This window comes from Heyndrickxia coagulans DSM 1 = ATCC 7050 (assembly GCF_000290615.1).
Classification (GTDB): domain Bacteria; phylum Bacillota; class Bacilli; order Bacillales; family Bacillaceae_C; genus Weizmannia; species Weizmannia coagulans.
The window spans coordinates 23,174-46,973 of sequence record NZ_ALAS01000152.1 but is presented as its reverse complement, the minus strand read 5'-3'; the positions used below and the strand labels follow the sequence as shown (position 1 = coordinate 46,973).

The 23,800-nt window shown below is 46.5% G+C and carries 23 protein-coding genes and 1 pseudogene; 8 read left to right on the top strand and 16 right to left on the bottom strand.

Features of this window, described 5'->3' with window-relative positions; genetic code table 11:
• Positions 1–34 precede the first annotated feature (34 nt).
• The 5 genes from IC21_RS08120 to IC21_RS08100 form a co-directional block, all read right to left on the bottom strand.
• Entirely contained in the window at positions 35–703 is a 669-nt protein-coding gene (locus IC21_RS08120; protein ID WP_029141821.1) for an N-acetylmannosamine-6-phosphate 2-epimerase, read from the bottom strand.
• A 21-nt stretch (positions 704–724) separates the two neighbouring features.
• Entirely contained in the window at positions 725–955 is a 231-nt protein-coding gene (locus IC21_RS08115) for an excisionase family DNA-binding protein (RefSeq protein WP_013860408.1), read from the bottom strand.
• 223 nt (positions 956–1,178) lie between these two features.
• Positions 1,179–3,218: a Na+/H+ antiporter gene (locus IC21_RS08110; RefSeq protein WP_029141822.1), complete on the bottom strand. Its 2,040-nt coding sequence runs from the start codon at positions 3,216–3,218 to the stop codon at positions 1,179–1,181.
• Between the two features lie 296 nt (positions 3,219–3,514).
• Positions 3,515–5,413 carry a PTS fructose transporter subunit IIABC gene (locus IC21_RS08105; protein WP_029141823.1) on the bottom strand — a complete coding sequence of 633 codons (1,899 nt, stop codon included), beginning with the start codon at positions 5,411–5,413 and terminating at the stop codon, positions 3,515–3,517.
• A 128-nt stretch (positions 5,414–5,541) separates the two neighbouring features.
• A complete protein-coding gene (locus tag IC21_RS08100) occupies positions 5,542–6,300 on the bottom strand; it encodes a DeoR/GlpR family DNA-binding transcription regulator (protein ID WP_029141824.1) in 759 nt (252 codons plus the stop codon).
• A 263-nt stretch (positions 6,301–6,563) separates the two neighbouring features.
• Here IC21_RS08100 and IC21_RS08095 point away from each other — a divergent pair, with 263 nt between their 5' ends.
• Positions 6,564–7,667, top strand: coding sequence for a glycerol dehydrogenase (locus IC21_RS08095; protein WP_029141825.1), 1,104 nt, complete (start codon positions 6,564–6,566; stop codon positions 7,665–7,667).
• Between the two features lie 47 nt (positions 7,668–7,714).
• On the opposite strand, the gene IC21_RS08090 is transcribed toward IC21_RS08095, so the two are convergent.
• Entirely contained in the window at positions 7,715–8,248 is a 534-nt protein-coding gene (locus IC21_RS08090) for a hemerythrin domain-containing protein (protein WP_013860413.1), read from the bottom strand.
• Positions 8,249–8,461: 213 nt separating this feature from the next.
• Here IC21_RS08090 and IC21_RS08085 point away from each other — a divergent pair, with 213 nt between their 5' ends.
• Positions 8,462–8,686: a hypothetical protein gene (locus tag IC21_RS08085; RefSeq protein WP_013860415.1), complete on the top strand. Its 225-nt coding sequence runs from the start codon at positions 8,462–8,464 to the stop codon at positions 8,684–8,686.
• Between the two features lie 39 nt (positions 8,687–8,725).
• On the opposite strand, the gene yidA is transcribed toward IC21_RS08085, so the two are convergent.
• The 5 genes from yidA to rlmN form a co-directional block, all read right to left on the bottom strand.
• Complete coding sequence (gene yidA, locus IC21_RS08080; RefSeq protein ID WP_029141826.1) at positions 8,726–9,535, bottom strand: sugar-phosphatase; 810 nt, start codon at positions 9,533–9,535, stop codon at positions 8,726–8,728.
• 109 nt (positions 9,536–9,644) lie between these two features.
• Positions 9,645–9,962, bottom strand: a complete 318-nt coding sequence (locus tag IC21_RS08075; protein WP_013860417.1) for a nitrous oxide-stimulated promoter family protein — start codon at positions 9,960–9,962, stop codon at positions 9,645–9,647.
• A 165-nt stretch (positions 9,963–10,127) separates the two neighbouring features.
• Positions 10,128–10,610, bottom strand: a complete 483-nt coding sequence (locus IC21_RS08070; RefSeq protein WP_013860418.1) for a PTS glucose transporter subunit IIA — start codon at positions 10,608–10,610, stop codon at positions 10,128–10,130.
• A gap of 178 nt (positions 10,611–10,788) precedes the next feature.
• Positions 10,789–12,318, bottom strand: a complete 1,530-nt coding sequence (locus IC21_RS08065) for a sugar porter family MFS transporter (protein WP_029141827.1) — start codon at positions 12,316–12,318, stop codon at positions 10,789–10,791.
• A gap of 159 nt (positions 12,319–12,477) precedes the next feature.
• On the bottom strand, positions 12,478–13,545 hold the full coding sequence (rlmN, locus tag IC21_RS08060; RefSeq protein WP_013860420.1) for a dual-specificity RNA methyltransferase RlmN: 1,068 nt from the start codon (positions 13,543–13,545) through the stop codon (positions 12,478–12,480).
• A 166-nt stretch (positions 13,546–13,711) separates the two neighbouring features.
• Between rlmN and IC21_RS08055 the strand changes: the two genes are divergently transcribed.
• Positions 13,712–13,957, top strand: coding sequence for a hypothetical protein (locus IC21_RS08055; RefSeq protein ID WP_017554281.1), 246 nt, complete (start codon positions 13,712–13,714; stop codon positions 13,955–13,957).
• A 346-nt stretch (positions 13,958–14,303) separates the two neighbouring features.
• Here IC21_RS08055 and IC21_RS08045 read toward each other — a convergent pair whose 3' ends face one another.
• Positions 14,304–14,741 carry a YwnF family protein gene (locus IC21_RS08045; protein ID WP_029141828.1) on the bottom strand — a complete coding sequence of 146 codons (438 nt, stop codon included), beginning with the start codon at positions 14,739–14,741 and terminating at the stop codon, positions 14,304–14,306.
• Positions 14,738–15,497, bottom strand: a pseudogene (locus tag IC21_RS08040) (GTP pyrophosphokinase). The gene IC21_RS08045 and the pseudogene IC21_RS08040 overlap by 4 nt, the downstream one beginning before the upstream one ends.
• A gap of 213 nt (positions 15,498–15,710) precedes the next feature.
• On the opposite strand from IC21_RS08040, the gene IC21_RS08035 reads away from it, so the two are divergent.
• The 4 genes from IC21_RS08035 (at position 15,711) to gabT (ending at position 20,062) form a co-directional block, all read left to right on the top strand.
• Complete coding sequence (locus IC21_RS08035) at positions 15,711–16,400, top strand: GntR family transcriptional regulator (RefSeq protein WP_029141829.1); 690 nt, start codon at positions 15,711–15,713, stop codon at positions 16,398–16,400.
• Between the two features lie 67 nt (positions 16,401–16,467).
• The gene (locus IC21_RS08030; protein ID WP_029141830.1) at positions 16,468–17,274 is read left to right on the top strand and encodes a carbon-nitrogen hydrolase family protein; all 807 of its coding nucleotides are present in this window, start codon (positions 16,468–16,470) and stop codon (positions 17,272–17,274) included.
• 24 nt (positions 17,275–17,298) lie between these two features.
• Positions 17,299–18,684 (top strand): APC family permease, encoded by a 1,386-nt coding sequence (locus IC21_RS08025; RefSeq protein WP_029141831.1) that lies wholly within the window; start codon positions 17,299–17,301, stop codon positions 18,682–18,684.
• Between the two features lie 19 nt (positions 18,685–18,703).
• Entirely contained in the window at positions 18,704–20,062 is a 1,359-nt protein-coding gene (gabT, locus tag IC21_RS08020) for a 4-aminobutyrate--2-oxoglutarate transaminase (RefSeq protein WP_029141832.1), read from the top strand.
• Positions 20,063–20,321: 259 nt separating this feature from the next.
• On the opposite strand, the gene dhaM is transcribed toward gabT, so the two are convergent.
• The 3 genes from dhaM to dhaK are packed head-to-tail and all read right to left on the bottom strand — an operon-like array spanning position 20,322 to position 22,288.
• A complete protein-coding gene (gene dhaM / locus IC21_RS08015) occupies positions 20,322–20,699 on the bottom strand; it encodes a dihydroxyacetone kinase phosphoryl donor subunit DhaM (protein ID WP_013860427.1) in 378 nt (125 codons plus the stop codon).
• Positions 20,692–21,282 (bottom strand): dihydroxyacetone kinase subunit DhaL, encoded by a 591-nt coding sequence (gene dhaL, locus IC21_RS08010; protein WP_019722114.1) that lies wholly within the window; start codon positions 21,280–21,282, stop codon positions 20,692–20,694. Before dhaL ends, dhaM begins: the two co-directional genes overlap by 8 nt.
• Positions 21,283–21,295: 13 nt before the next feature.
• Positions 21,296–22,288: a dihydroxyacetone kinase subunit DhaK gene (dhaK, locus tag IC21_RS08005; protein ID WP_029141833.1), complete on the bottom strand. Its 993-nt coding sequence runs from the start codon at positions 22,286–22,288 to the stop codon at positions 21,296–21,298.
• A gap of 406 nt (positions 22,289–22,694) precedes the next feature.
• Here dhaK and IC21_RS08000 point away from each other — a divergent pair, with 406 nt between their 5' ends.
• On the top strand, positions 22,695–23,732 hold the full coding sequence (locus tag IC21_RS08000; RefSeq protein WP_029141834.1) for a PTS sugar transporter subunit IIC: 1,038 nt from the start codon (positions 22,695–22,697) through the stop codon (positions 23,730–23,732).
• Positions 23,733–23,800 lie beyond the last annotated feature (68 nt).

Genomic DNA, 23,800 nt, shown 5'->3' with positions numbered 1-23,800 from the left:
CGTTTCTGGCTTTACCCGGCATTTTCATCAAGCTCTATGCCCTCATCGCCTCTGCGAATTTTCTTGTAATCAGCTGCGGCCTTGTAATGGCTGAACCCACCACAACTGCAAACGCCCCGAATTCGAGCGCTTTTTTCGCTTCAGCCGGCGTATTGATATGCCCTTCTGCAAAAACGGGAATCGCCAAGGCTTCCACAAGCTTCTTGAGCAATGCAAAATCGGGCCCTTCCTGTTTCGGAGAATAGGAGGTGTAGCCGGAAAGCGTTGTGGAGACACAATCCGCACCGAGCCTTGCTGCCTGTAATCCTTCTTCATACGTCGAAATGTCGGCCATCACCGGTAGGCCGGCTTCATGGATATATCCGATTAAACCGGAAAGCGTTTCGCCGCCCGGGCGTTTCCGGCCGGTTGCGTCAAGCGCGATCATATCCGGTTTTACGGCAAACAGCTCGTCAATTTCTTTTTTTGTTGGGGTAATATACACTTCTGAACCTTCGTAATCCCTTTTGACAATGCCAATGACAGGCAGACCTGTTTCTGCTTTGATGGCCCGGATATCGTCAGCGCTGTTTGCCCGGGTGCCGGCCGCTCCGCCTTCTTTTGCTGCGAGCGCCATTTTCGACATGATGAACGGGCTATGCAAAGGTTCATCCTCCAGCGCCTGGCATGACACAATCAGCTTTCCTTTTACCTTGTCAAACATTCCAAATCCTCCAATATCCGTTTAGTCCTCGTCTTTGATGTCCGGATCTTCCGGAAGCGGTTCATTCAGCCATTCTTCCACAAGCTGCCTGTATTTTTCGAGCTGTTGCAAATAAATATCAAACTGATCCCGGTTAATCAAATACTGCTCTCCATCATGCACGGCGCGTATGCGTCTTTGCAGGATCAGTTTCTCAATCACCGGTTCCGGCAAAGACAGATATTCCGCTGTTTCCTGAATGGTTAAATACATTGCAGGCACCCCGATTCATCTTTTTTTGGAATACGGAAAATACAACGAGGCTTTCAATCCCGGATCATATTCACTACACAAAATGAAGCCGGATTAACAATAGAAGGGGCCAGATTACGCCATTTTATATCAGCCCGTGTGCGGAAAAAGCGGCACAAAAGCCTGTCCTGATTAATTTGCGGATGCCGCATTCGTTCCGGCACGGCCTTCTAAGATTATTATATCATGCATGGAGTTGATGTTCTTCCATCCAATACACTTCCCGGATATTGATTTGCCTGCGGAGTTTGCGGGCAGTCTCCCTTGAAATTCCCCCCCGTTCAAACAGCGCCTGCACAGCGTTTCGCTCGGCCTGAAAAGCCTTTTCCTGCAGATCCCTTTCCATCTGGGTATACTTCAGGGATGCCTCCATATTTTTCGGCTTGTTCAAAATCCGGATAAACTTCCGGTATTCACTGATGACAAGAAACGAAATTTCCCTGTTTTCCTCTGTCATTCCCGATTTAATGGCCCGGATCGCCGCTTCCGCCATTTCAATTTTAATTTGCCTGATTTTCGCATAACGGTTAATCCGCTGTTTGCGGCGTCTTTCCTTATTCGGGTAAAAGAGGAAAAGGAACCGGGTGGCGCCTTTCCGGAAAAGGGTCCATAAATTCAAAAACCTGAACTTCATTTTATCGGTAACGGCAATTTCCATCCGGTGAATATATTCAAGGAACAAAAAAGCCATCTCCTGGTCAATGCGTTTTGATTTCATCAAAGCATTAATATAATCCGTTTCCGCCTCCAGCGCCTTCATCCTTGTCTCCGTTTCAATCCGTTTGAATTCAAGTGAATCTATTTCACTTTTTTCCGCTTTTAATTGATGTAGCATATTTTGATAGTTGTCAATCACAGCCGCTGCCGCTTCCCGGTTCTCGTCATTCACTTCCTCACGCACAGACTGGACTGCCGCTTCCTTGATAAAGATTGAAGCATTTTTTTCCGCTTTACGCTCTGAACGATCTGCCTCATTTCCTTCCCGCTTCGCCAAAAGAGGCAGGAACACACTTGCGATCACAAGCGTCAGCAGGATGACACCGGCCGCAATAAAAATCAGCAAAGAACGATACGGAAAAGGAGCTCCGCTTGCAATGGTGTACGGAATAGAGAATGCGCCGGCCAGCGTAACCGCCCCCCGGACGCCGGATATCGTTGTAATCGCCGTATGCTTTAGGGAAGGCTTTGCAAGGCGCTGTTTTTTTGACTTCCATCCGACCCACCACACGGCGTACACCCAGAGAAACCGGAGCAGCAAAAGGGCGGCCGTGACCACAACGATATACAAAATCACCGTGCCGTTATTAAAATCCGGGCTTGTCCAAATTTCGCCGAGTACTGCCGGCATTTGCTGGCCTAAAAGGACAAAGACAAGGCCGTTTAAAATATAGGATAAAACTGTCCAAGTACTGCGCGAAACGATCTGGTAGGAAAGATTTGGGGACTGTTCCCGTTCACGCTCAACGGCATGGACCATTCCGCCGGCGACAACCGCCAAAATGCCAGATAAATGAAAATGTTCCGCAACAAGGTAAATGAAAAACGGAGTTAAAATTTGGATGAGCATATGGATCGTGACATCTTCCATCCCGAGGCGGCGAATCAGCACCCTGAAACGGATAATGAAAAATGCCAGCAATGCGCCGCCTAAAAAGCCGCCGATCGAGATGAGCAAAAAACTGGCGCCGGCTTCAGCAAGCGAAAACGACCCAGTGACCGCTGCCGCAATCGCAAATTTAAATGCAACAAGGCTGGATGCATCATTTAATAGCCCTTCTCCTTGCAGCAGGTGCATGATCACGCGTGAAATTTTTACCCGCTCGGAAATGGCGCTGACTGCTACAACATCGGTCGGGGATAAAATGGCGGCCAGGGCAAATGCTGCCGCAAACGGGAGTGAGGGAATCATCAGATGGGTAATATACCCGACCGCAAACACCGTGACAAAAACAAGCCCGAGCGCAAGCAGCAAAATCGGATTCCGCAGCCTCCACATGGCTTCGCGGGATACGTTTCTTCCATCATGAAACAACAGTGGTGCGATAAATAACACGAAAAACAATTCCGGTTCAAGCGGGACATGCGCCCCGACCGGCACGGCTGCAAACGCAAGACCGAGGGCAATTTGAATAAGCGGCACCGGAATAAATGGGATAAAATGATTTAAAATATCGGAGATGCCAACAAGCAAAAGTAAGATCAATAAAATCAGAAACATGTTCATATGGATATTTTTCCCCTTATCCTCTTATGTTTATTAAATCCACTAATACAACTATACCCAAATATCCGTGAAAAGCGTGTAAAAAAACGAGCTGTAACGAAATTTTTGGCGGTGATGGCAATATCTTGATAATTTTATGTTAACGCGGACCGGCCGTTGCTTCAATCTTTTATCTGCCGAACAGGCCACCATCGCCGCACGTTAAAAAATATTAGAGAATGAAAAAAGACCGGCATGCCTGGCCGGTCTTTTTTTGTTACCTTATTTGCTTTATACAAAAGGCTTTGTTCGCTGCATTATCCGTTTTTCTGTGCAACAGGCCGTTTCCATAACCCGAGAATCAGGCCGGAAACAATTGCGCCAATGATAATGGAGACAAGGAACAAGACCGCATGGTTGGCAAGGAATACAACGAAAATCCCGCCGTGCGGAGCCGGTATGTTAATGTGCCAGAATTGTGTCAGCCCACCGGCTATCGCCGAACCAACAATGCTTGAACCAATGACACGGAGCGGATCTGATGCTGCAAACGGGATTGCCCCTTCCGTAATAAAGGACAGCCCGAGCACATAGTTTGTAATGCCCGCTTCTTTTTCCTGATTCGTAAATTTATTTTTGAAGAACGTGGTGGCAAGCGCAATCGCAAGCGGCGGTACCATCCCGCCGGCCATTACGGCAGCCATCATCATGCCGTTCGTGTTGCCGCTCGACGTAAATACACCGATCGCAAACGTGTAAGCCGCTTTGTTGAACGGGCCGCCCATATCGATGGCCATCATGCCGCCCAGAACGATGCCGAGCAGTACGGCATTGCCCGTGCCAAGGTTATTCAAACCACCGATTAAACCGGTGTTGATCCATTTGAAAATCGGGTCAAAAATATAGTACATCAATCCGCCGGTAAGCAAGAGGCCTAAAACCGGGAAAATCAAAATCGGTTTTAATCCATTCAGCGCCTGCGGCAGCCCTGCAAATACTTTTTTCAAAAAGACGATCATATATCCGGCAAGGAAACCGGCTGCAAGTCCGCCGAGGAAACCGGCATTCGATCTGGACGCAAGATAGCCGCCGACCATACCAGGCATGAGAGCCGGGCGGTCGCCAATGCTCGATGCGATAAATCCGGCCAGAATCGCAATCAGGAAGTGGAATGCCCCTGTATCGCCGCCTGCAATCGCACTCAGCATTTTGAAAATCGTGTTGTGTTCACCGGCTGTTCTTTCAATCAGGAACGAAATCGCAAGCAAGATCCCGCCGCCGACAACGAATGGCAGCATGTGCGAAATCCCGTTCATCAAATCTTTGTAAATGGTTCCCCATACCGACTTTTTCTCCGCCGGCCCGTCGTCCTGGCTGCGGTCCGTGCTGTCTGCATGGTAAACAGGCGCATTTTGTGCCAGTATCCGGTTGATCAAGTCTTCCGGCTTGCGGATGGCATCGCTGACAGGCGTTTGCAGGACGTGTTTGCCGTCAAAGCGCGCCATTTCAACTTTCTTGTCGGCTGCGACAATGACCCCGACAGCGCGGTCAATTTCATCTTTCGTCAGTTCGTGTTTGACACCTTCCGAGCCGTTTGTTTCCACCCGGATCGGAATGCCCATTTCTTCCGCTTTTTTCTTCAAAGAATCTTCCGCCATATACGTATGGGCGATCCCGGTCGGACAGGCGGTAACAGCAACGATCAATTTGTCATCCGAACCGTTGCCGGCACCCGTTTCCGCTGCTTCTTTTCCTTCTTTTTCCGCTTGTTTTTCATCGAACAGCCTTGCCACTTCAGCCGGCGTTTCAGCCTGTTTCAATTGCTGTACAAACTCCTGGTCGATCAAAAGCCTCGACAATGCCGCCAATGTTTGCAAATGCGTATCCGCTGCGTCTTCAGGCGCTGCAATCATGAAGAATAAATAGGATGGCTGGCCGTCCAGCGCCTCGTAATCGACGCCTTTTTTGCTGCGCCCGAATACGACTGTCGCTTTATTGACCGCTTTTGTTTTTGCGTGCGGCATTGCGATTCCGTCGCCGATTCCTGTACTCGACTCCTGCTCGCGTTTTAAAATCATTTCTTTAAAAAGAACCGGGTCATTGATGCGGCCGCTTTTTGACAGGCTTGCAATCAATTCGTCAATCGCTTCTTCTTTTTTCGTCGCCTGCATATCCATAACCATGGTCTCCTGGACCAATAAATCGGTTATTTTCATTTTAGTTCACTCCTTTTTCCAGTACAGAAAACAATACATCTTATCATGGCATCCAAACCGGGTGCTGAAGAGCCATTTGTTATTTTGTTTCAACTGCGTGCTTTTATCATGGCGGAGGAAAAACTTCTTTATGCTCCGCTTTGCTCACATATCACCTTCGTTTTGCTTAAAATGGAAGATTTTAAGGAATCCGGCAATTCATCCGTGACAATGGAAGCCTCCGAAATGTCAAACATCTTGCAAAAAGCCACTTCCTGAAATTTGCTGCTGTCTGCAAGCACATAACATTGTTCGGAAAGTTCTTTTGCCCGCCGCTTGATCAATGCTTCTTCCGGGTCCGGCGTGGTAAAGCCCATTTCAAGGTCTACGCCGTTTGCGCCGAGAAACGCTTTGTCAAACCGGAAACTGTTTAATGTCTGCATGGCGACACTGCCGATCACCGCCCTCGTTGTTCGTTTCATCATCCCGCCGAGAAGGTAAGATTTGATTTTTTTCTCGACAAGCGCCTCCACATGCGGGATCCCGTTCGTGACAACGATTACATTATTCCCCTCTATATAAGGAATCATTTCAAGCGTTGTCGTTCCGGCGTCCAAATAAATGCAGTCATTGTCACTGATCATTTTTGCTGCTAATTGAGCGATGATTCTTTTCTGTTGAACGTTTTTGAGCGTTTTCGTATCCATATCCGGTTCTTCGCTTCTGCGTTGCAAAATCGATGCGCCGCCATGGATGCGCCTGAGCAGATTCATCGCTTCCAGGTCCTGAAGATCGCGCCTGACCGTTGATTCTGAAGCATTAAGCAGGTTAACCAGCTCCTGCACTTTTACGATATGGTTTTCTTGCAAATGTTGCAAAATGATTTGATAGCGTTCTTCTGCTAACATCTTCATTCCTCCGTCTGATGTTATTTTATCATATACTTAATCATAATCAACCGTTTTCAATCAAAAAATATCATTTTTCTTCAAAACAAATCATATTTCTGTCACATTTTGTCGTAACAGCCTCATTTTACTTATTCTCCCCCGAAAATTGAACGTTTTTGAAAAAGTATGGATGATGCGATGAAAAGGTTTTCTTTTTTGCAAAAATAAGTTATGATGGAGTTGTGTTTGTTATACTTTTCACAAAAAGAGGAGGCATTTTTATGACGAAAATCATTACCTCTCCAAGCAAGTTTATACAGGGCCCCGATGAATTGTCCAGGCTTTCGGCGTATACGGAAAGGCTTGGCAAAAAAGCGTTTATTATTGCGGATGAATTTGTCACCGGCCTTGTCGGCAAAACGGTTGAAGAAAGCTATGCCGGCAAAGAAACGGGGTATCAAATGGCATTATTCGGCGGCGAGTGTTCTAAACCAGAAATCGAACGGCTTTGTGATGCCTGCAAATCCCAGAAAGCTGATGTCATGGTCGGAATCGGCGGTGGAAAAACATTGGATACCGCAAAAGCAGTCGGGTATTACAACAACATCCCGGTGATTGTCGCGCCGACCATCGCTTCCACCGATGCCCCGACAAGCGCCCTGTCTGTCATCTACAAAGAGAACGGCGAGTTTGAAGAATACTTGATGCTGCCGCTGAACCCGACGTTTGTCATCATGGATACGAAAGTGATTGCCTCTGCCCCTGCCCGCCTGCTCGTTTCCGGCATGGGGGATGCGCTTGCGACGTATTTTGAAGCGCGTGCCACTAAGCGGGCAAATAAAACGACGATGGCCGGCGGACATGTTACGGAAGCGGCGATTACGCTTGCAAAACTTTGTTATGACACGCAAATTTTGGAAGGGTTAAAAGCGAAACTGGCAGCAGAAAAACATCTTGTTACGGAAGCAGTGGAAAAAATCATTGAAGCGAATACGTATTTGAGCGGAATCGGCTTTGAAAGCGGCGGACTTGCTGCGGCACATGCGATCCATAACGGGCTTACCGTGCTTGAAGAAACCCATAGCATGTACCACGGCGAAAAAGTGGCATTCGGTACCCTCGCCCAGCTGATTTTAGAAGATGCGCCGAAAGCGGAAATTGAAGAGGTGGTCTCCTTCTGCCTGAGTGTCGGACTTCCCGTCACGCTCGGGGATTTGGGCGTGAAAGAACTCAATGAGGAAAAGCTCCGGAAAGTGGCTGAACTTTCCTGCGCGGAAGGCGAGACGATTTATAACATGCCGTTTGAAGTCACCCCTGACCATGTGTATGCAGCAATCGTCACTGCTGATTCCGTAGGGCGGTATTATAAGGAAAAATGGGCATGATGGAAAAAAGGCTGCTCCCGGTTCCGGGACAGCCCTTTTTTGGAATTTCACTGTAATCCAGTTGTACAGATTTTTTCTTCCAGCTCGTCTTTTTCAGCTGCTGATAACAGGTTTTCAGCCATTGGAAACAGGACGTTTTCTTCTTTGAAAAAATGGCTTGTGAGCAGCTCATACATTTGAACGATATAGGAAGCAAGCATTTCGGCCTGGCCTTCATCCATGATTTTTGTGCCATTCAAGAAAATCTCAATATATTTTTCTGCTTCATCATGCTCGTATTCCATCACGGCGATCGGCCCGTTTTCGCGTCCAATGTAGCGGGCCATCATGGTAAACAGCACATTTTCTTCCCGTTCGGCATGGTGTTTCAGCTGTGCGGAAAAGGATTCAGTCCCTTTCCGCAGCGCGCCAAGGGCTTCTCGTTTATTTTCGAGTTCACCGTTTATCATCTGCTCTGCCGTTTCATACAATGCGCGTTTTAATTCATTCAAGTGCCCATGCTCATTTTTCAACTGGTTGAGGCCTGCGCACAATGCAACATCAGCCCCGCCGCTAATCATGGCACAATGTGGCATTTCCATGTTAATTCCCTCTTTCTTTGCCATTTCCTTTATTTTAAACAAGATGGCGTAAAAATGGCGTGATACAGATCATAGTTTGCAAATTTGTCTTATTTGGCAGAATCCGTTCAGGGCGACCCAAACTGTTTTAAAAAAGACAGCCTGCCTGTAAGATGCATCACGAAAAGCCAAAAGCCGAACCGTTAAAACTATTTTAGAATGGGGCTAATCCAATTGAAGAAAAAGAAGCAGGAAAAGGGACAGGAAGATTTTGGAAGCGTGATGTTTTACTGTAAACGTTGCAACAAGACTTTTGATATGGAATGGGAAACGATTTGGGATATGCAGGAGTTGACGCACGGCTATGTCGGGTATCATTTGTATGATACCTATATTTGTTGCCCGGATTGCGGCGAACTCGCTGAGGCACTGGAAGAGCCCGGCCCGAATCCATTTTAAAGAAGGGTGCCTGCCTTCTGCCGGCGGGCACCCTTCTTTTTACGACAACACCAGTTTCTCAATTGCATAGGCGACGCCGTGTTCGTTGTTCGTGCGCGTTTCGAAATCGGCAATCGCCTTTACTTTCGGGACGGCATTGCCCATCGCCACCCCGCAGCCGGCGTATTCAATCATGGTCAGGTCATTTTCATTATCGCCGATACAAATCACTTCCTCGCGGCGGATGCCGAGATGGCTGGCAAGGAGTTTCACAGCATTGCCTTTGCTCGCATCTTTATGCAAAATTTCATAATAAAACGGCATGCTTCTGACCATCGTGTACTTCTCCTGCACCCAGTCCGGAATCGCTTCAATCGTCCGGCTCAGCTTCTCCGGCTCGTCAATAAACATCACTTTCGGAATCACCATATCCCGCGGCAGCTCTTCCAATGTCCGGTAATGCACCGGCATCTGCGTCAAATAAGATTCCACAACCGTATAAGGACTGAGATCCCGGTTCGGCGTATACAAATGTTCCGGGTCAAAAAAATGCATCGGCGTTTTCAGTTCGAGGCTGAGCCCGTACAGCCGCACCAAATCGCCGTAACCAATCGACCGTTCCGCGACAACCCCGTTCGTATGCGTATTTTGCACGAGCGCGCCGTTATAGGCAATGACATAATCATCTTCTTCATTCAGCAATAAATCTTCAAGAAAGCGGCGGACGCCCCCGATCGGCCGCCCCGTGCACAGCACGATTTTGACGCCTTTCTTTTTCGCTTTATGTAAAGCTTCCCGGACTTCCGGAGTGACTTCATGCTGGTCGTTTAAAAGCGTTCCGTCCATATCAATGGCAATCAATTTATACATATTTTTCTGCTCCTTGGTGATGAAAAAATTTCATATGGTTTTATCATAATACACTCAGCCGGTAAAATCCATTTATGTAACTAATTTACAAATCATGCATCGCCCAAACTTATTTTTTTAATAAATGCCGGATGGAAAAAACGGGATGGTACAAAAGCATCCACGGGCCGGAAAAACGCATGACCGCCCTGATTTTTTCACGGTAATCTTTCCGGTAGCAATGGACCTTGCAGTTGGAACACGCGCTTTTTTCCTCGCCAAACCGGCAATAGGAAAGCCTTTTTAAGCAATAGTTTTGTAAATCGAGGCATTCTTCGCAAAGCGTCTTGCGGTGGTGTTTTTTCCGGCAGTAAATGGCAATCATTTGTGACACGGTTTCCTTTTCTTTTTGGATGACCGGCCCGTTGTTTAATTCCCTTTTTGGCATGGCGATCGACCTCCTGTTTTCACCATACCACAGCCACAGAAAAGCAATTTTAACGATTTTTCTACAATGCACACAAAAATGCCGTAAAGAACAAAAGCCTTTACGGCATTTCTATGTACCTTTTAACAAACGGTAAAAAATGGGCGCCACCTTCTTTAAAAAAGATTATTCCCGGTTCCCTGATTTCATTTTTACCCGCATTACCCAGTCATCGAGGCCGATTGTCTGGGCCGGCGGGACTTCCATGCTTTCGACTTGATCCATATTGGCAACGGAGACAGAGGAGTAAAGATTTTCTGTTTTGGCATCTGTCAATTGAAAGGAAAATTCCATGAGCGGAGTTCCGGCGGTAATGTGATCGCCTTCTTTGACCATGATCACAAATTCTTCGCTTTCCATAGCGGCTTCTTCTGTATTGAGGCGGATTGTAATTTCAAGCCCCTGGTCTGTCAATATACTGATGGCGTTGTTTTCCGGAGAAATGTGCGTAATTCTTCCTGCTGCGGGCGAATGCACCCTTCCTTCAAGCGGTTGGATGGCAATGCCTTTACCCGGCTTGCCCGTATCTTTGCACGGAATCATATTGCCGGCTATCGGGGAAACAAGTGTAACCACTTTTGAATTTTTTCTTTTCAGCCAGTTGAACATCTCACAACACCTCCTTTAGTCAGTAAAATCTGTATTTTTCACTTCTATTATACACCTATTTTGAAACACTGTCTTGTTTGGCGTCAGGAAACTTCACATCTTTTTGGAAAAACTTCTTATTCTATTATATGTATGGACAAACGAAAAGGGCCCGCGCCGGACCCTTTTCGAAAAATTTTTACCGGTCCATGCCGCTGTGATGCACGTGCTGCGGCTGGTTGTTCCGGTTGAATGTTGATTTTTTTCTGCGCGCAAAGTAACGCTCCTTCCGCGCATGGAAGCTTTGCTCAATTTCTTCAAGCGACCGCCCCTTCGTTTCCGGGACGAATTTTTTTACAAACAGGATGGAGAAGATGCCAAGCCCGGTAAAAATGAAGAATGTTGCCGACAGTCCGATTGCATGGAACAATACCGGGAACAACAGGCCGACAAGGAAATTCGTTATAAACAGGCAGAAAACCGAGATCCCCATCGCAAGCCCCCGTAAATGGATCGGATAAATTTCCGACTGCATGAGCCATGTCACAGGAGATACGCCGCCCTGCTGGAAAGCGAGAAACATGACGGTCAAGCCCAAAACGAGAAATGGCAATGCCGCACTGTTTTTTAACGTGATCGAAAAAATCCCGATCAAAAGGAGCGCAGTGCTTGTCCCTGCAAGCCCGGTAATCAGCATTTTTCTTCTGCCGGCCCTGTCCAAAAGTGCAATGCCTGTAAGGGTGGCGAGAACGGAAATCAAACCGTTGGCAATATTTCCGATCAGTGCTGCGCCTGTCGAAAATCCGGATTTCTTTAAAATTTCCGTCCCATAATACATAATGGAGTTCACGCCGGTCAGCTGCTGGATCATCGCGATGCCGACACCGATGACAATGATGCGGCGGACAAATGGAAGTTTTAAATCTTTCAAGGTTGCCTTTTTCATTTTGGCATCTTTTTCGACTGTCTGGCGAATCTCATTCCATTCCATTTGTGCCCGTTTTTCTTCGCGTATTCTCCGCAACACATCGAGGGCTTCCCCAAATTTGCCTTTTGCGGCGAGCCAGCGCGGGCTTTCCGGCACAATCAGCATCCCGAGCCATAAAATGACAGCCGGCAATGTTGCGATTGCCAACATATATCTCCAAATGTTTCCGGCTTCCCCGAACGTATTGGCCAGTATCGCGTTAAACGTATAGGCAAATAGTTGGCCGGAGACAATCATCAGTTGATTTTGTGTAACGATCCGCCCGCGGTGTTCGGCAGGCGACAATTCTGCCAAAAAAGCCGGGACTGTGACAGCTGTCGCGCCAACTGCAAGGCCCAAGATCATCCGGAAGGTAACCATGGCGGCCACATTCGGCGCCATCGAACAGCCAAGCGTGGCGATGACGAAAATAAAAGCGACGCTTAAGATCGTTTTCCGGCGCCCTTTCCGGTCAGAAAGCCTCCCCCCGAACACGGCACCGAATGCTGCCCCTAAAAGCAAGGTGCTTGTGACAAGCCCTTGCGTAAACGGCGTTAAACCAAGCTGGTCGTCCCTTGACATGAATGGCAGCGCCCCGTTGACAACGCCTGTATCATAGCCATATAGTAAACCGCCAAATGTTGATACGATTGTAATCAAACGCAGAAAAGTTTTTTTAGAAAATGATTCTTTCCTAGTTCCCGCTTCCTCGGGACGGACTGAAACACGCCTGCCCCCGTCTCCCTCATCTTTTCCTCTCATTACGCTCATTCCTTTCCTATCATGTATTCTTCGTATGTTGTTAAAATATTTTTTCAGCATATAATTGCTGTACCCTATACCTACCCTGTTTGTTCGTTTTTTTAAACGTAAAAAGCCCGCCCCGCTTTGGATAAAATCCAAAATACGGGGCGGGCTCTATTATGCCGTTCTGTTCGCTTTTTTGATCTGTTTGCTGCGGAGCTGGCCGCATGCCGCATCGATATCCGTGCCGTGTTCCTGGCGCACAACGCAGTTGATGCCATTTTTTTTGAGCGTATCGTAAAATGTCATAATCGATTCTTTTTCGCTTCTTTGATAACCGTGCTCGTTAACAGGATTGTAAGGAATGAGATTGACATAGGCAAGATGGCGCTTGTCCTGCAGCAGTTTTGCAAGCTGCAGCGCTTCTTCCTTATGGTCATTGACATCTTTCAGCAAAATATATTCGAACGTGATTCTGCGATTTGTTTTTTCTAAATAATAATCGATCGCAGGCATCAGCTTTTCAAGCGGGTATGCGCGGTTGATTTTCATGATGCGCGACCGGAGTTCATTATTCGGCGCATGCAGGGAAATGGCCAAATTCACCTGCAGGTCAAGGTCTGCGAACGCATAAATTTTCGGTGCAAGGCCGCTTGTGGAAACGGTGATATGGCGCGCGCCGATCGCCAGTCCCTTTGGCGCATTGATAATTTTAAGAAAGTTCACCACATTCTCAAAGTTATCGAACGGTTCGCCAATCCCCATGACGACCACATGGCTGACCCGCTCGCCCTTTCCGGCTTCATCAAAATGTTTCTGGACATACATAATCTGTTCTACAATTTCCCCGCTGTCCAGGTCGCGGTTTTTGCGGAGCAGGCCGCTTGCGCAGAACGAACAGCCGATATTGCAGCCGACCTGGGTCGTCACGCAAACCGACAAACCATAATGTTGGCGCATCAAAACCGTTTCAATTAAATTGCCGTCCTTAAGCTGGAACAAAAATTTTACCGTGCCGTCCTTTGATTCCTGTTTCACCACTTGTTTTAACGTGTGAATATGGAAATGTTCCTCAAGCAACGCAAGGCAGTCTTTATTGACATTCGTCATCTCTGCAAAGCTTTTCACCCTTTTTTGGTACAACCATTCCCACACTTGCTGTGCGCGGAATTTTTTCTGCCCGTGTTCCAGCATCCAGCCGGCCAGTTGATCTATCGTCAATCCAAAGATGGATTTCTTTTCCATTCTACCCCTCTTTTCTGGCGTTTTTCGCATAATTCCTATTGTAATCGAATTTGCCGCTGATTTCCACAGGCAGATGTTGCAAAATGGGCCGAAGCGAAAGCAGGAATTCCAGCGGCAAGGAACGAATATAGTTCAGTAAACTACATTTTTTCAGGGAGAGACAGACATGGGCACAAAAACATTATTCCTGCCATACCGTTGGACCGTTGTCATTCACGAATCATACCACTTGTACACAAACCAGGAAGACCAATATGCCTTTGCCGTGCTGGATGGCGAACTGGATACGGTGGTTGCTTTCTCTGTTAATGATGCATCCGTCAAGGTGTCAAACTGCGGATACGATGTGAACTTGGACATCAACGTGGACACGCGCTTAATCACAATCGGGCATGAACCGGAAAGAGAGTAGCCTTTTTAAACGCTTTCAAAACTTATTTTTTGAAAGCGTTTATTGATGAAAAAGGCAGCCCGCTGTATTGTTACCTGCGAAAGCGGCAAAAGCGGCATGCGGCGTATTTTGGTTTCGCCCGTTTCCCGGCGATCCGCTGCCAACAATCCGCATGCATGCGTTAGCGGGAAACGGGAAAAAACCGCAGAGAAATGCCCGGCCTATTGCCGCCCGTCTTCCCGGCGATCGGGCAAAAAACGTGCGCATCCAGGCAAACGAGCGTAATACTGCCGCGTAAATGTTGGATTTTCCCATCTGTCCATAAAAATTCAAAAAAATCGCACGCCATCAAACGGCCGTGCGGATTTTACCAAATCTCTTTTTTCCTGTTTTGCTCTTCTTCCAAAAAGTGGATAAAGTGGAGGAAAATATTCGTCGGTTCCTTTTCGATCAATGCCGCATAGCGTTTTTTCACCGGCTCCGTGACAATGCTGCTTTTTTCAATCCGCTTTTTCATATAGGAAAAACTGAGCTTCGTAATTTCTTTTCTCAAAACCCGCGCTTCCTGCGACAGCGCCATGCCGAACGCCCCGGCGACCGCACAGAAAAGGAGGAGCGGAATCGAGCGGTCTTCCGCCGGCATCACGAGAAGCAACAAAAACAAATTGAGCGCTGCCACAAAAATGAGCGGTTTGGACCAAAATGCATACTGGTTGGCTTTTTTCAGTTTTGGGGTGATCATTTCCCCTAATTTCTCCATTTCGAACCGGACAAATCCCGGCATTTCGTTCAAATTAATGATCAAATGGATCCCTTCCCATCCGTTTCATTTAAGGCCACTTTTAAAAAATCTTCAGGGATTCGAAGCTTTTCAGCGTCTATGATCAGTTGGTGCACGCTGTTTTCACTGTTCCGCTTTTTGACTTCCTTCATTTCTTTTTGGATGTTCTCCATTTTTACATCGAGCTGTGCTGCCTGCAGTGCTGCTTCTTTCAGTTCTTCCTTCAAATGTTGTGGCACATCCTCGTCATATTTATAATATATTTTATGTTCCAGGCTTGCCCAAAAGTCCATGGCGATTGTCCGGATCTGAATCTCAACATACACTTCTTCCGACCTGTCCGACATGAAAATCGGAATTTTGATGATCATATGGAGGCTCTGGTAGCCGTTCGGTTTCGGATTTTGAATATAATCCTTGCACTCAATTAACTTTACATCTTTTTGTTGCTGGATCATTTTGCTGATCTCATATATGTCTGAAATAAACGAACACGTAATCCGGATACCGGCAATATCGCGGATGTTTTCACGGATCGAATCAAGCGATAATCCACAGCCTTTCCGGTACGCTTTATTTCAGAATGCTTTCCGGTGACTTTAAGCGTGATTTTACATGTTCAATCGGATTGTAGTCATGGACGTACTGAAATTCTTCTTTTAAAATATCAATTTTTGTCATCACTTCATGGAGCGCGAATTTATACGACATCATAAACCGCGTCAGCTCTGTTTTGACTTCTTTCATCTGCTCAAAATCTATCGGGATGGCAACTTCCATTTTTGTCTCTCCTTCAAATTTGCAATGCAAATCCGTTACCCCCATCTTAAAGGCAGGATGGGGGTTTTGTCAAAGAATTGCATGATTTAGCAATTGATAAATGCTGCTGTCTGAATAAAAAATGCGAAAGATTTTTTAACAATATATTTGTATTTTTATAATTTTTGCATTATCATAATATTGTAAAATAAATTGCAACTTAGGAGAGATGCCATGGTATCAAACAGCAAAGCAACAGAGGAAAAAATTTACCAGGTTCTTCATGACGCTATCTTAAATGCTGAATTTCCTCCGGGCCAGCAGCTGAAGGAAAGTTCATTGGCCAAAGCATTTGGTGTCAGCCGTACGCCGGTCCGGACGGTTTTTCAAAGATTAAAATTTGATTCCTTAATTGAACTCATTCCAAAAAGGGGGGCTTTTGTTTACTGTCCTACACCGAATGAAGCCCAGCAAATATTTGAAATGCGAAAGCTTCTGGAACCGAGGGCAACCGAGCTTGCTGCAATTTATGCCACAGATTTTGAAATTCAACGTATGGAAGCTTTTCTAAAAAAAGAAAAAATGTTGATCCGGCAGAAAGCGTTTCACCAGTCGCTCGTGGCTACGAAAAATTTCCATTTGAGCATTATTGAAGCATCCAGAAATATATTTTTAATCGAGACATTAAGAAAGATGATCAGCTTATCCCATATTATTTTGAATTTCTATGATGCATCGGAACATAAGGAAGCAAATGCCATTTCTGAACACATGGAGCTTTTGGAAGCGATCCGTTCCCGAAAGCCAGTTGTTGCAAAAGAAATGGCACATCATCACGTTTCATCTATTGAAGAAGACGTAGACTTTTCAAAGGAATATACGCATACTGTGCCCGTAGTACAAGTAATCCAAAAGTATCTCTAAAATTTTTTGCCACAATAAATTGTATACAATTTTTGTACACAATTATTACAAGACAAGGAGGCGGGGGATGTCGGTTCAAATCGCAATTGCCCAAATGGAGCCCGTACTTGGGAGTAAAGACCGCAACGTGCAAAAAATGCTTAGCATGATGAATGAGGCAAAGAATATGCACGCCGATTTGATCATTTTCCCGGAAATGTGCCTAACCGGTTATCATATTTCAGACCGCCTGGATGAACTTGCTGAAGATCTTTCTTCAGGAGAGAGTATCTGCCTGATCCAAAATGCTTGCAAAACCAACTGCATGCATGCACTTTACTCATTCCCAGAAAAAGGAGCGGATGACACTTTTTATATTTCCGCAATCCTGATTGATGATGAAGGAAGAATAGCAGGAGTGTACCGGAAGACACATCTTTTTGACCAGGAATCAGATTGCTTTTCACCAGGAGACGTGCTGCCTGTATTTGAAACAAAATTCGGGAAAATTGGTTGTATGATCTGCTATGATTTGGAGTTCCCGGAAGTTGCCAGAATTCTCCGCATCAAGGGGGCAGAAATGCTTCTTGTGCCGCTGGCCAATATGTCTCCATACGAACATTATCAATTTATCTACGCACAAAGCCGTGCTATGGAAAATCAGATTCCCGTCATACTATGTAACCGCACCGGGAAAGAATTGAAAACGCATTTTTTCGGAGAAAGCACTGCCATTCTCGGTGACGGAAAATTGGCGAAAAAGCTGGGAAATCACGAGCAGCTTGAAGTAGTCCAAATCCCAGCAAACGAAAAAAAAGACGAAAAATTAAATTATCTAACAGATAGAAGGATTGATTTGTATGGATCGTTACAACAATACACGGTGTTTCAATAAAATTAAAAAGGAGCGGTGCCTTATATGGAGAAACAGACTCACTTAACACGCACTTTAAAACTGCCGCAAGTCATTTTATTCGGCCTTGCCTATATGGCACCAATGATTGTTTTCGGAACTTACGGGGTTCTGACAGAAACAACGCACGGGATGGTGCCAACAGCATACATTGTTGCATTGGCGGCAATGCTTTTTACAGCGTATAGTTACGGAAAAATGGTAAAAGCCTTCCCGAAATCCGGATCCGCCTACACGTATACGAGAAAATCAATCCATCCACATCTTGGTTTTATGATCGGCTGGGCTGTCCTTCTCGACTACATTTTTCTGCCAATGGTGATCTGGCTGATTGGCGCTGTATACCTCAACACGGCATTCCCTTCCATTCCATCATGGGGATGGATTATCGGGTTTATTTTAATCACATCCATAATTAATGTTGTCAGTGTCAAAATGACATCAAATGTAAATATCCTGATGATGGTCTTTCAATTACTGGTTGTTGCAATCTTTATCGCCTTATGTATTTCAGACGTTGTAACCGGAACCGGCGCACATTTCTTATTCAGCAGCAGCCCGTTTTATAACAGCCATGCTTCTCTATCCTATATTCTGGCAGGCGCTTCAATTGCCTGTTATTCATTCTTAGGCTTTGACGCCGTTACTACAATGTCAGAAGAAACCATTCAACCAGAAAAAACACTTCCAAGTGCAATCTTCCTGATTACATTTATAGGCGGGATACTATTTGTCCTTTCATCTTATGTCCTGCATCTTGTTCAGCCTGGTTATTTACATTTTAAAAATATTGACTCCGCTGCTTTTGAAATTGCAAAACAAGTCGGCGGTAACTTATTCAGCGCCATTTTCCTGGCAGGATTGATTATCGCCCAATTTGCATCAGGGGTTGCAGCCCAGGCAAGCGGGGCACGTTTGTTGTATGCCATGGGCAGGGACAATGTACTGCCTGTTAAAATATTTGGTTATATCAATTCAAAAACGAAAACACCAATTATTGATATTGTGATTATCGGCATCATTGCATTGTTTGCTTTAAAAATGGACGTGACAACTTCCACTTCTTTCGTGAACTTTGGTGCTTTTCTCACGTTTATTTTTGTAAATATTGATGTCATTTTCTTTTATTATATCCGTGGCAAACAAAGGTCCGGGAAAAATTTTTTGCTTTATCTTCTTATTCCACTGATTGGAGCATTGTTAGACTTCGGATTATTTATAAATTTAGATAAAAACGCAAAAATCCTTGGCTGCATTTGGGCTGCCATCGGTTTGATCTATTTAGTCTTTTTAACAAAGGGATTCAAGCAAGAGCCGCCGGAAATGGAATTCGAAAGTGCGGAAAATGCTGCTGAAGTACCCCTTGTAAATATTGAAAAACATTTTATTTAAATGAAAGGAAGCGTATCGAATGACTTATGCAAATGTAAAATCAACACTGCCGGGGCCGCTATCGAAAGAACTGTTGGAAAGAAGGGAAAAAGCCGTTCCCCGCGGTGTCAGCAATGGCATTCCGACATTTGCAAAAGAGGCAAAAGGCGCGCTTGTTACAGATGTGGACGGCAATACGTATATTGATTTTGCCGGCGCAATCGGCACGCTGAATGTCGGGCATAACCACCCGAAAGTTATCGCAGCTGTCAAAGAACAGCTTGAACATTTTATCCATACCGGCTTTAACGTCATGATGTATGAACCTTATATTGAACTGGCTGAGAAATTGGCAGCGCTCGCCCCGGGGAATGCGGAGAAAAAGGTCATCCTTTTAAACAGCGGGGCCGAAGCCGTCGAAAATGCCGTTAAAATTGCCCGAAAATATACGAAGCGGCCGGCCATTATCAGCTTTACCCGCGGCTTTCACGGCAGAACGTTAATGACGATGTCGATGACAAGCAAAGTGAAGCCGTATAAATACGAATTCGGCCCGTTTGCTTCTGAAGTTTATAAGGCGCCTTACCCTTATGCTTACCGGAAACCCGGCCATTTTACTGATGAAGAATATGAAGACTATATGATCCAGGAGTTCCGGAATTTCTTTCAAAACGATGTTGCCGCTGAAACGGTTGCTGCTGTGGTCATGGAACCAGTACAGGGAGAAGGCGGATTCATTGTGCCAGGCAAAAAATTTGTAAAAGCGGTTTATGACTTCTGCCAGGAAAACGGCATTTTGTTCGTATCGGACGAAATTCAGGCAGGATTCAGCCGGACCGGGCGCTATTTTGCCATTGAGCATTTTGATGTTGTGCCAGATTTGATTACCATCTCGAAATCTCTTGCAGCAGGCGTCCCGTTAAGCGGTGTAATCGGACGGAGCGACATAATGGATGCGGCAAATCCGGGTGAACTTGGCGGCACCTATGCCGGAAGCCCGCTTGGATGCGCAGCCGCCCTTGCCGTACTGGACATTATTGAATCTGAAAAATTAAACGAACGGGCGAAAAAAATCGGGAGACAGGTACTTGATACGTTCCGCAGCTGGCAGAAGGCGTTTACCTTTATCGGGGATGTGCGCGGACTTGGCGCCATGTGTGCATTTGAAGTCGTAAAAGACAAAACAACAAAAGAACCGGATAAAGCATTGACAAAGCGGATTGTGAAAGAAGCCAACAAGCGGGGGCTGCTTCTTTTGGATGCCGGGATTTTCGGCAATGTCATCCGCATTCTGATGCCCATTGTCATTACAAACGACCAGCTGCAGGAAGGCCTGGATATTTTAAAACAGTCCATTGCTGCTGCCGCAAACGTAAAGGAAGAAATATCTTTATTATGATATTAAAAAGCGGCGCCCGGTTTTTCGTGAATCTCTAACATGCATACAGCACCGGCCTCGTTTTTCCTAAGGGCCTTTCGAACGCCGTACAGCGCGGGCGGGCAAAAAAGGCTTTAAAATGGCCATGCAGGGCGCCCGTGCGTTTTGCGTGAAAACCTGATGAAGGATGCCACACGTTTCATTTTGGCGAGGCCCTTAATCCTATGTTTTTCCACAAAAAAGCAATGCCCGGACCGTTCATACCGGCCCGGGCTATTTTTTATTTTACCTTTAACGGTTCCAGCTGTTTTAAAATCTCTTCCAGTTCTGCATCTGCCTGGATCAGCGCGGCAGCCGTATAAGCACTTTCGACAAAGGCGGTGTCCATCAGGCGGATGTACTTATCCGACATCTCCATTGCCATTTCCAAATTCATTTTGGCGCTGCCGAGGTCATAAAAAGCAAACAGATCATCCGCTTCATTTTCGGCTATGGCGGCATTCATTTTGTCAAAACTGGTGCCAACCTCGCCGTCATCGGTGCCACCCGCATACGTAATGGAAACGTCTTTGGCCGCTTCCTTTAACAATGTGGCAAGGCCGGCCGCGATTTCAGGAATATGGGAAACAATGACAATGCCGACTGGTTTTTTACTCATCCAGAATCCCGCCTTCCAACAAAGCTTCAAACAAATAGCCGCTTGAAACCGCCCCAGGGTCAAGATGGCCAATGGAACGCTCGCCAAGATAAGATGCGCGCCCTTTTGTCGCTTTCATCTCTTTTGTCGCCTCTACGGCAGATTGAATGGCCTCTTTTGTCAGCGATCCGGACGCGAGTGCTTCACAGGCTGGTATCCAGACATCAACCATCGTTTTCTCGCCTTTTTCCGCTTTCCCGCGTTTTTGGATGCCTTCAAGCCCGGCTTTTACAATTGCCGCAACATCTTGTTCATTTTCCCCTGCCTGTTTTGCCATCGCAATCAGCGCTGATCCATACAGCGGCCCCGAGGCACCCCCGACTTTTCCAAGCAACGCCATCGCCGCTGTTTTCAGGACGTCCTGGACCGTGGCAAAACCGCCGGCTTCCAGTTTTTCTTCCATAGCCGCCACCCCGCGTGCCATGTTCGAACCGTGGTCGCCATCACCGATCGCACTGTCCAGTTCGCTCAAATAGGCTTTGTTCTCATTGATTTTTTCTGCAAAACGATGCAGCCAGTCTGTTGCTGTTTCTGCTGTTAACATATTTCCGCCTCCTTTACACCCATGCCGGAACGGATACCGGCCGTTTTAAAAATTTAAGCCACGCCTCATCTTCCAGTTTTACAAGCGTGAGAGAAAGGCCGGCCATATCAATGGACGTCATCAAATTGCCCACTTTTCTAAACGGAACGGCAAGGCCTTCCCGGTCAAGCAGGGCATGCACATCCTTGGTAAAAATATACTGTTCCATAAGCGGTGTAGTCCCAAGCCCATTGACAAGGAGCGCAAACCGGTCCCCTTCTTTCCAGTTGAACGCAGTTTTCAGCCGGGCAACGAGTTCTTCCGCGATCGCTTTTGACGACTTGATTTTTTCCCGCCGGTAACCCGGTTCCCCGTGAATACCGACACCGTATTCCATTTCATCTTCCTGAAGGACAAAGCCCGGCTTTCCGACTTCCGGAACTGTTGCCGGCGAAATAGCGACACCGATTGTCTTCACATTGGGCACAAGCCGTTCAGCCAACGCCTTGATTTCCTGAAGCGTCTGCCCCTCTGCTGCTGCCGCGCCCAGAATTTTATGGACAAGAACGGTACCGGCAACGCCGCGCTTTCCTGCTGTATAGGTGCTGTCTTCTACCGCGATGTCATCGTCAACCACGATCTTCTCCACCTGAATATCTTCCATTTCAGCTAATTCCTGGGCCATGTCAAAATTCATGACATCCCCTGTATAATTTTTCACAATCATGAACACACCGGCGCCCTGGTCGGCTTTTTTTATCGCTTCAAAAATCTGGTCCGGCGTCGGCGAGGTAAACACTTCACCGCAAACTGCCGCAGACAGCATTCCTTCCCCGACAAAACCGGCATGGCTCGGTTCATGCCCACTGCCGCCGCCGCTAATGAGCGCCACTTTCCCTTCATCCCGGAAAGTACGATAAATGACGCCTGTCCCTTCCAATCGCTCCACTTTTCCTTCATGGGCGTACACAAATCCATCCAGCATCTCATCGACAACTTTTCCAGGGTCGTTTATAATTTTTTTCATGGCGTATCCCTCCGCATCCTGATGTCCTTTCTTTTGCCCGGCACAACACATTCTAAAACACCACTTTTATTATACCGCTTCCATCGTGAAAAAAAATCATTTTTCATGCCAGGCCAGCAATCACGGATGCCCATTTTTTCTTCATCAACCCTATGTCTTTTGTTTCAACCGCTATTTTTTCAGTCATTTTCCGCTTTGAAAAAACCGGGATTGTTTTCGATCACTTTTTATCTAAAACAGCCTGCTTTTTAGTACTTTTATGCATATATGCACACACGCGGTAAAGTATTAAAAATTTTTGTTGACTATAATCTGAATGTTTTATATAATCATACGCAAACAGACAAGCATCGGCGCTTATCCGGCAGCGCCGTCAGCGAGGTCAAAACAAATGGGGGCTCCAACAATGAAGGATTTTTTCAGTAAACTGTTAAATGGAATGAGCATAGGCATTGTCGTTTCTCTGATCCCAAACGCCTTGCTCGGGGAGATATTGAAGCTTATTATCCCGCATGCGCCTTATTTGCAGCATGTTGTGGATGCAACCGTTATCATCATGAGTATGCTGCCTGTATTGATTGGCGTGATGGTCGGCATGACCTTTCAATTGACACCGATCCAGATTGCAAGTGTTGGCATTGCCGCAATGGTCGGGAGCGGCGCCATCGAGAAAACGGCTGCCGGCGCATTTGCTTTAAACGGGATCGGGATTGTCATCAATACAGGGATTACTGCGGCATTGGCGGTTTTATTCGTCAAGTGGGTCGGAACAAGGTTAAAGGCTTATTCCATCCTCCTGATCCCGACATTAAGCATTTTAATACCAGGCATGATCGGCCTCACGATTTTGCCGTTTATTAAAGCGGCTACCGGGTTGGTCGGCGTCGGGGTGGCACATGTGACAAGCATGCAGCCTGTCGTAATGGGCGCGATTATCGCCGTCATTTTCTGCCTGATTATTTTATCGCCGATTTCAACAGTCGGCGTAGCAACCGTTATTATGCTGTCAGGTGTCAGTTCAGGGGCGGCAAATCTTGGCATTTGTGCCGCCGGGGTCGGGCTTGCCATCGCCAGCTATAAAGCCAACTCGCTCGGCACCGCCCTTGCCCATGTACTTGGCTCGCCGAAAATTCAGATGCGAAACTTCTTTATGAAGCCGAAAATTGCTTTCCCGATGCTCATCACCGCTGCCGTGCTCGGTGCGCTGGCCGGCGTCTTTCATATTCAGGGCACGCCTTACAGTGCAGGATTCGGGCTGTCAGGCTTAGTCGGCCCGCTCAATTTCATGCATCTTGCTGAAGGCGGCTGGACTGCAAAAAATATTGCCATTATGCTAAGCACTTTCTTCGTGTTGCCGCTTATCTTAAATGTCGGACTCATTTACGTTTTCTCAAAAAAATTAAGGCTCATCAAGTCAGAGGACTATCAGCTTAATTTCGAATAACAAAAAAACACTGCAGCCCTCCGATCAGGGTGCAGTGTTTTTTTGTTAATCGGACGGAAAATCCGGGA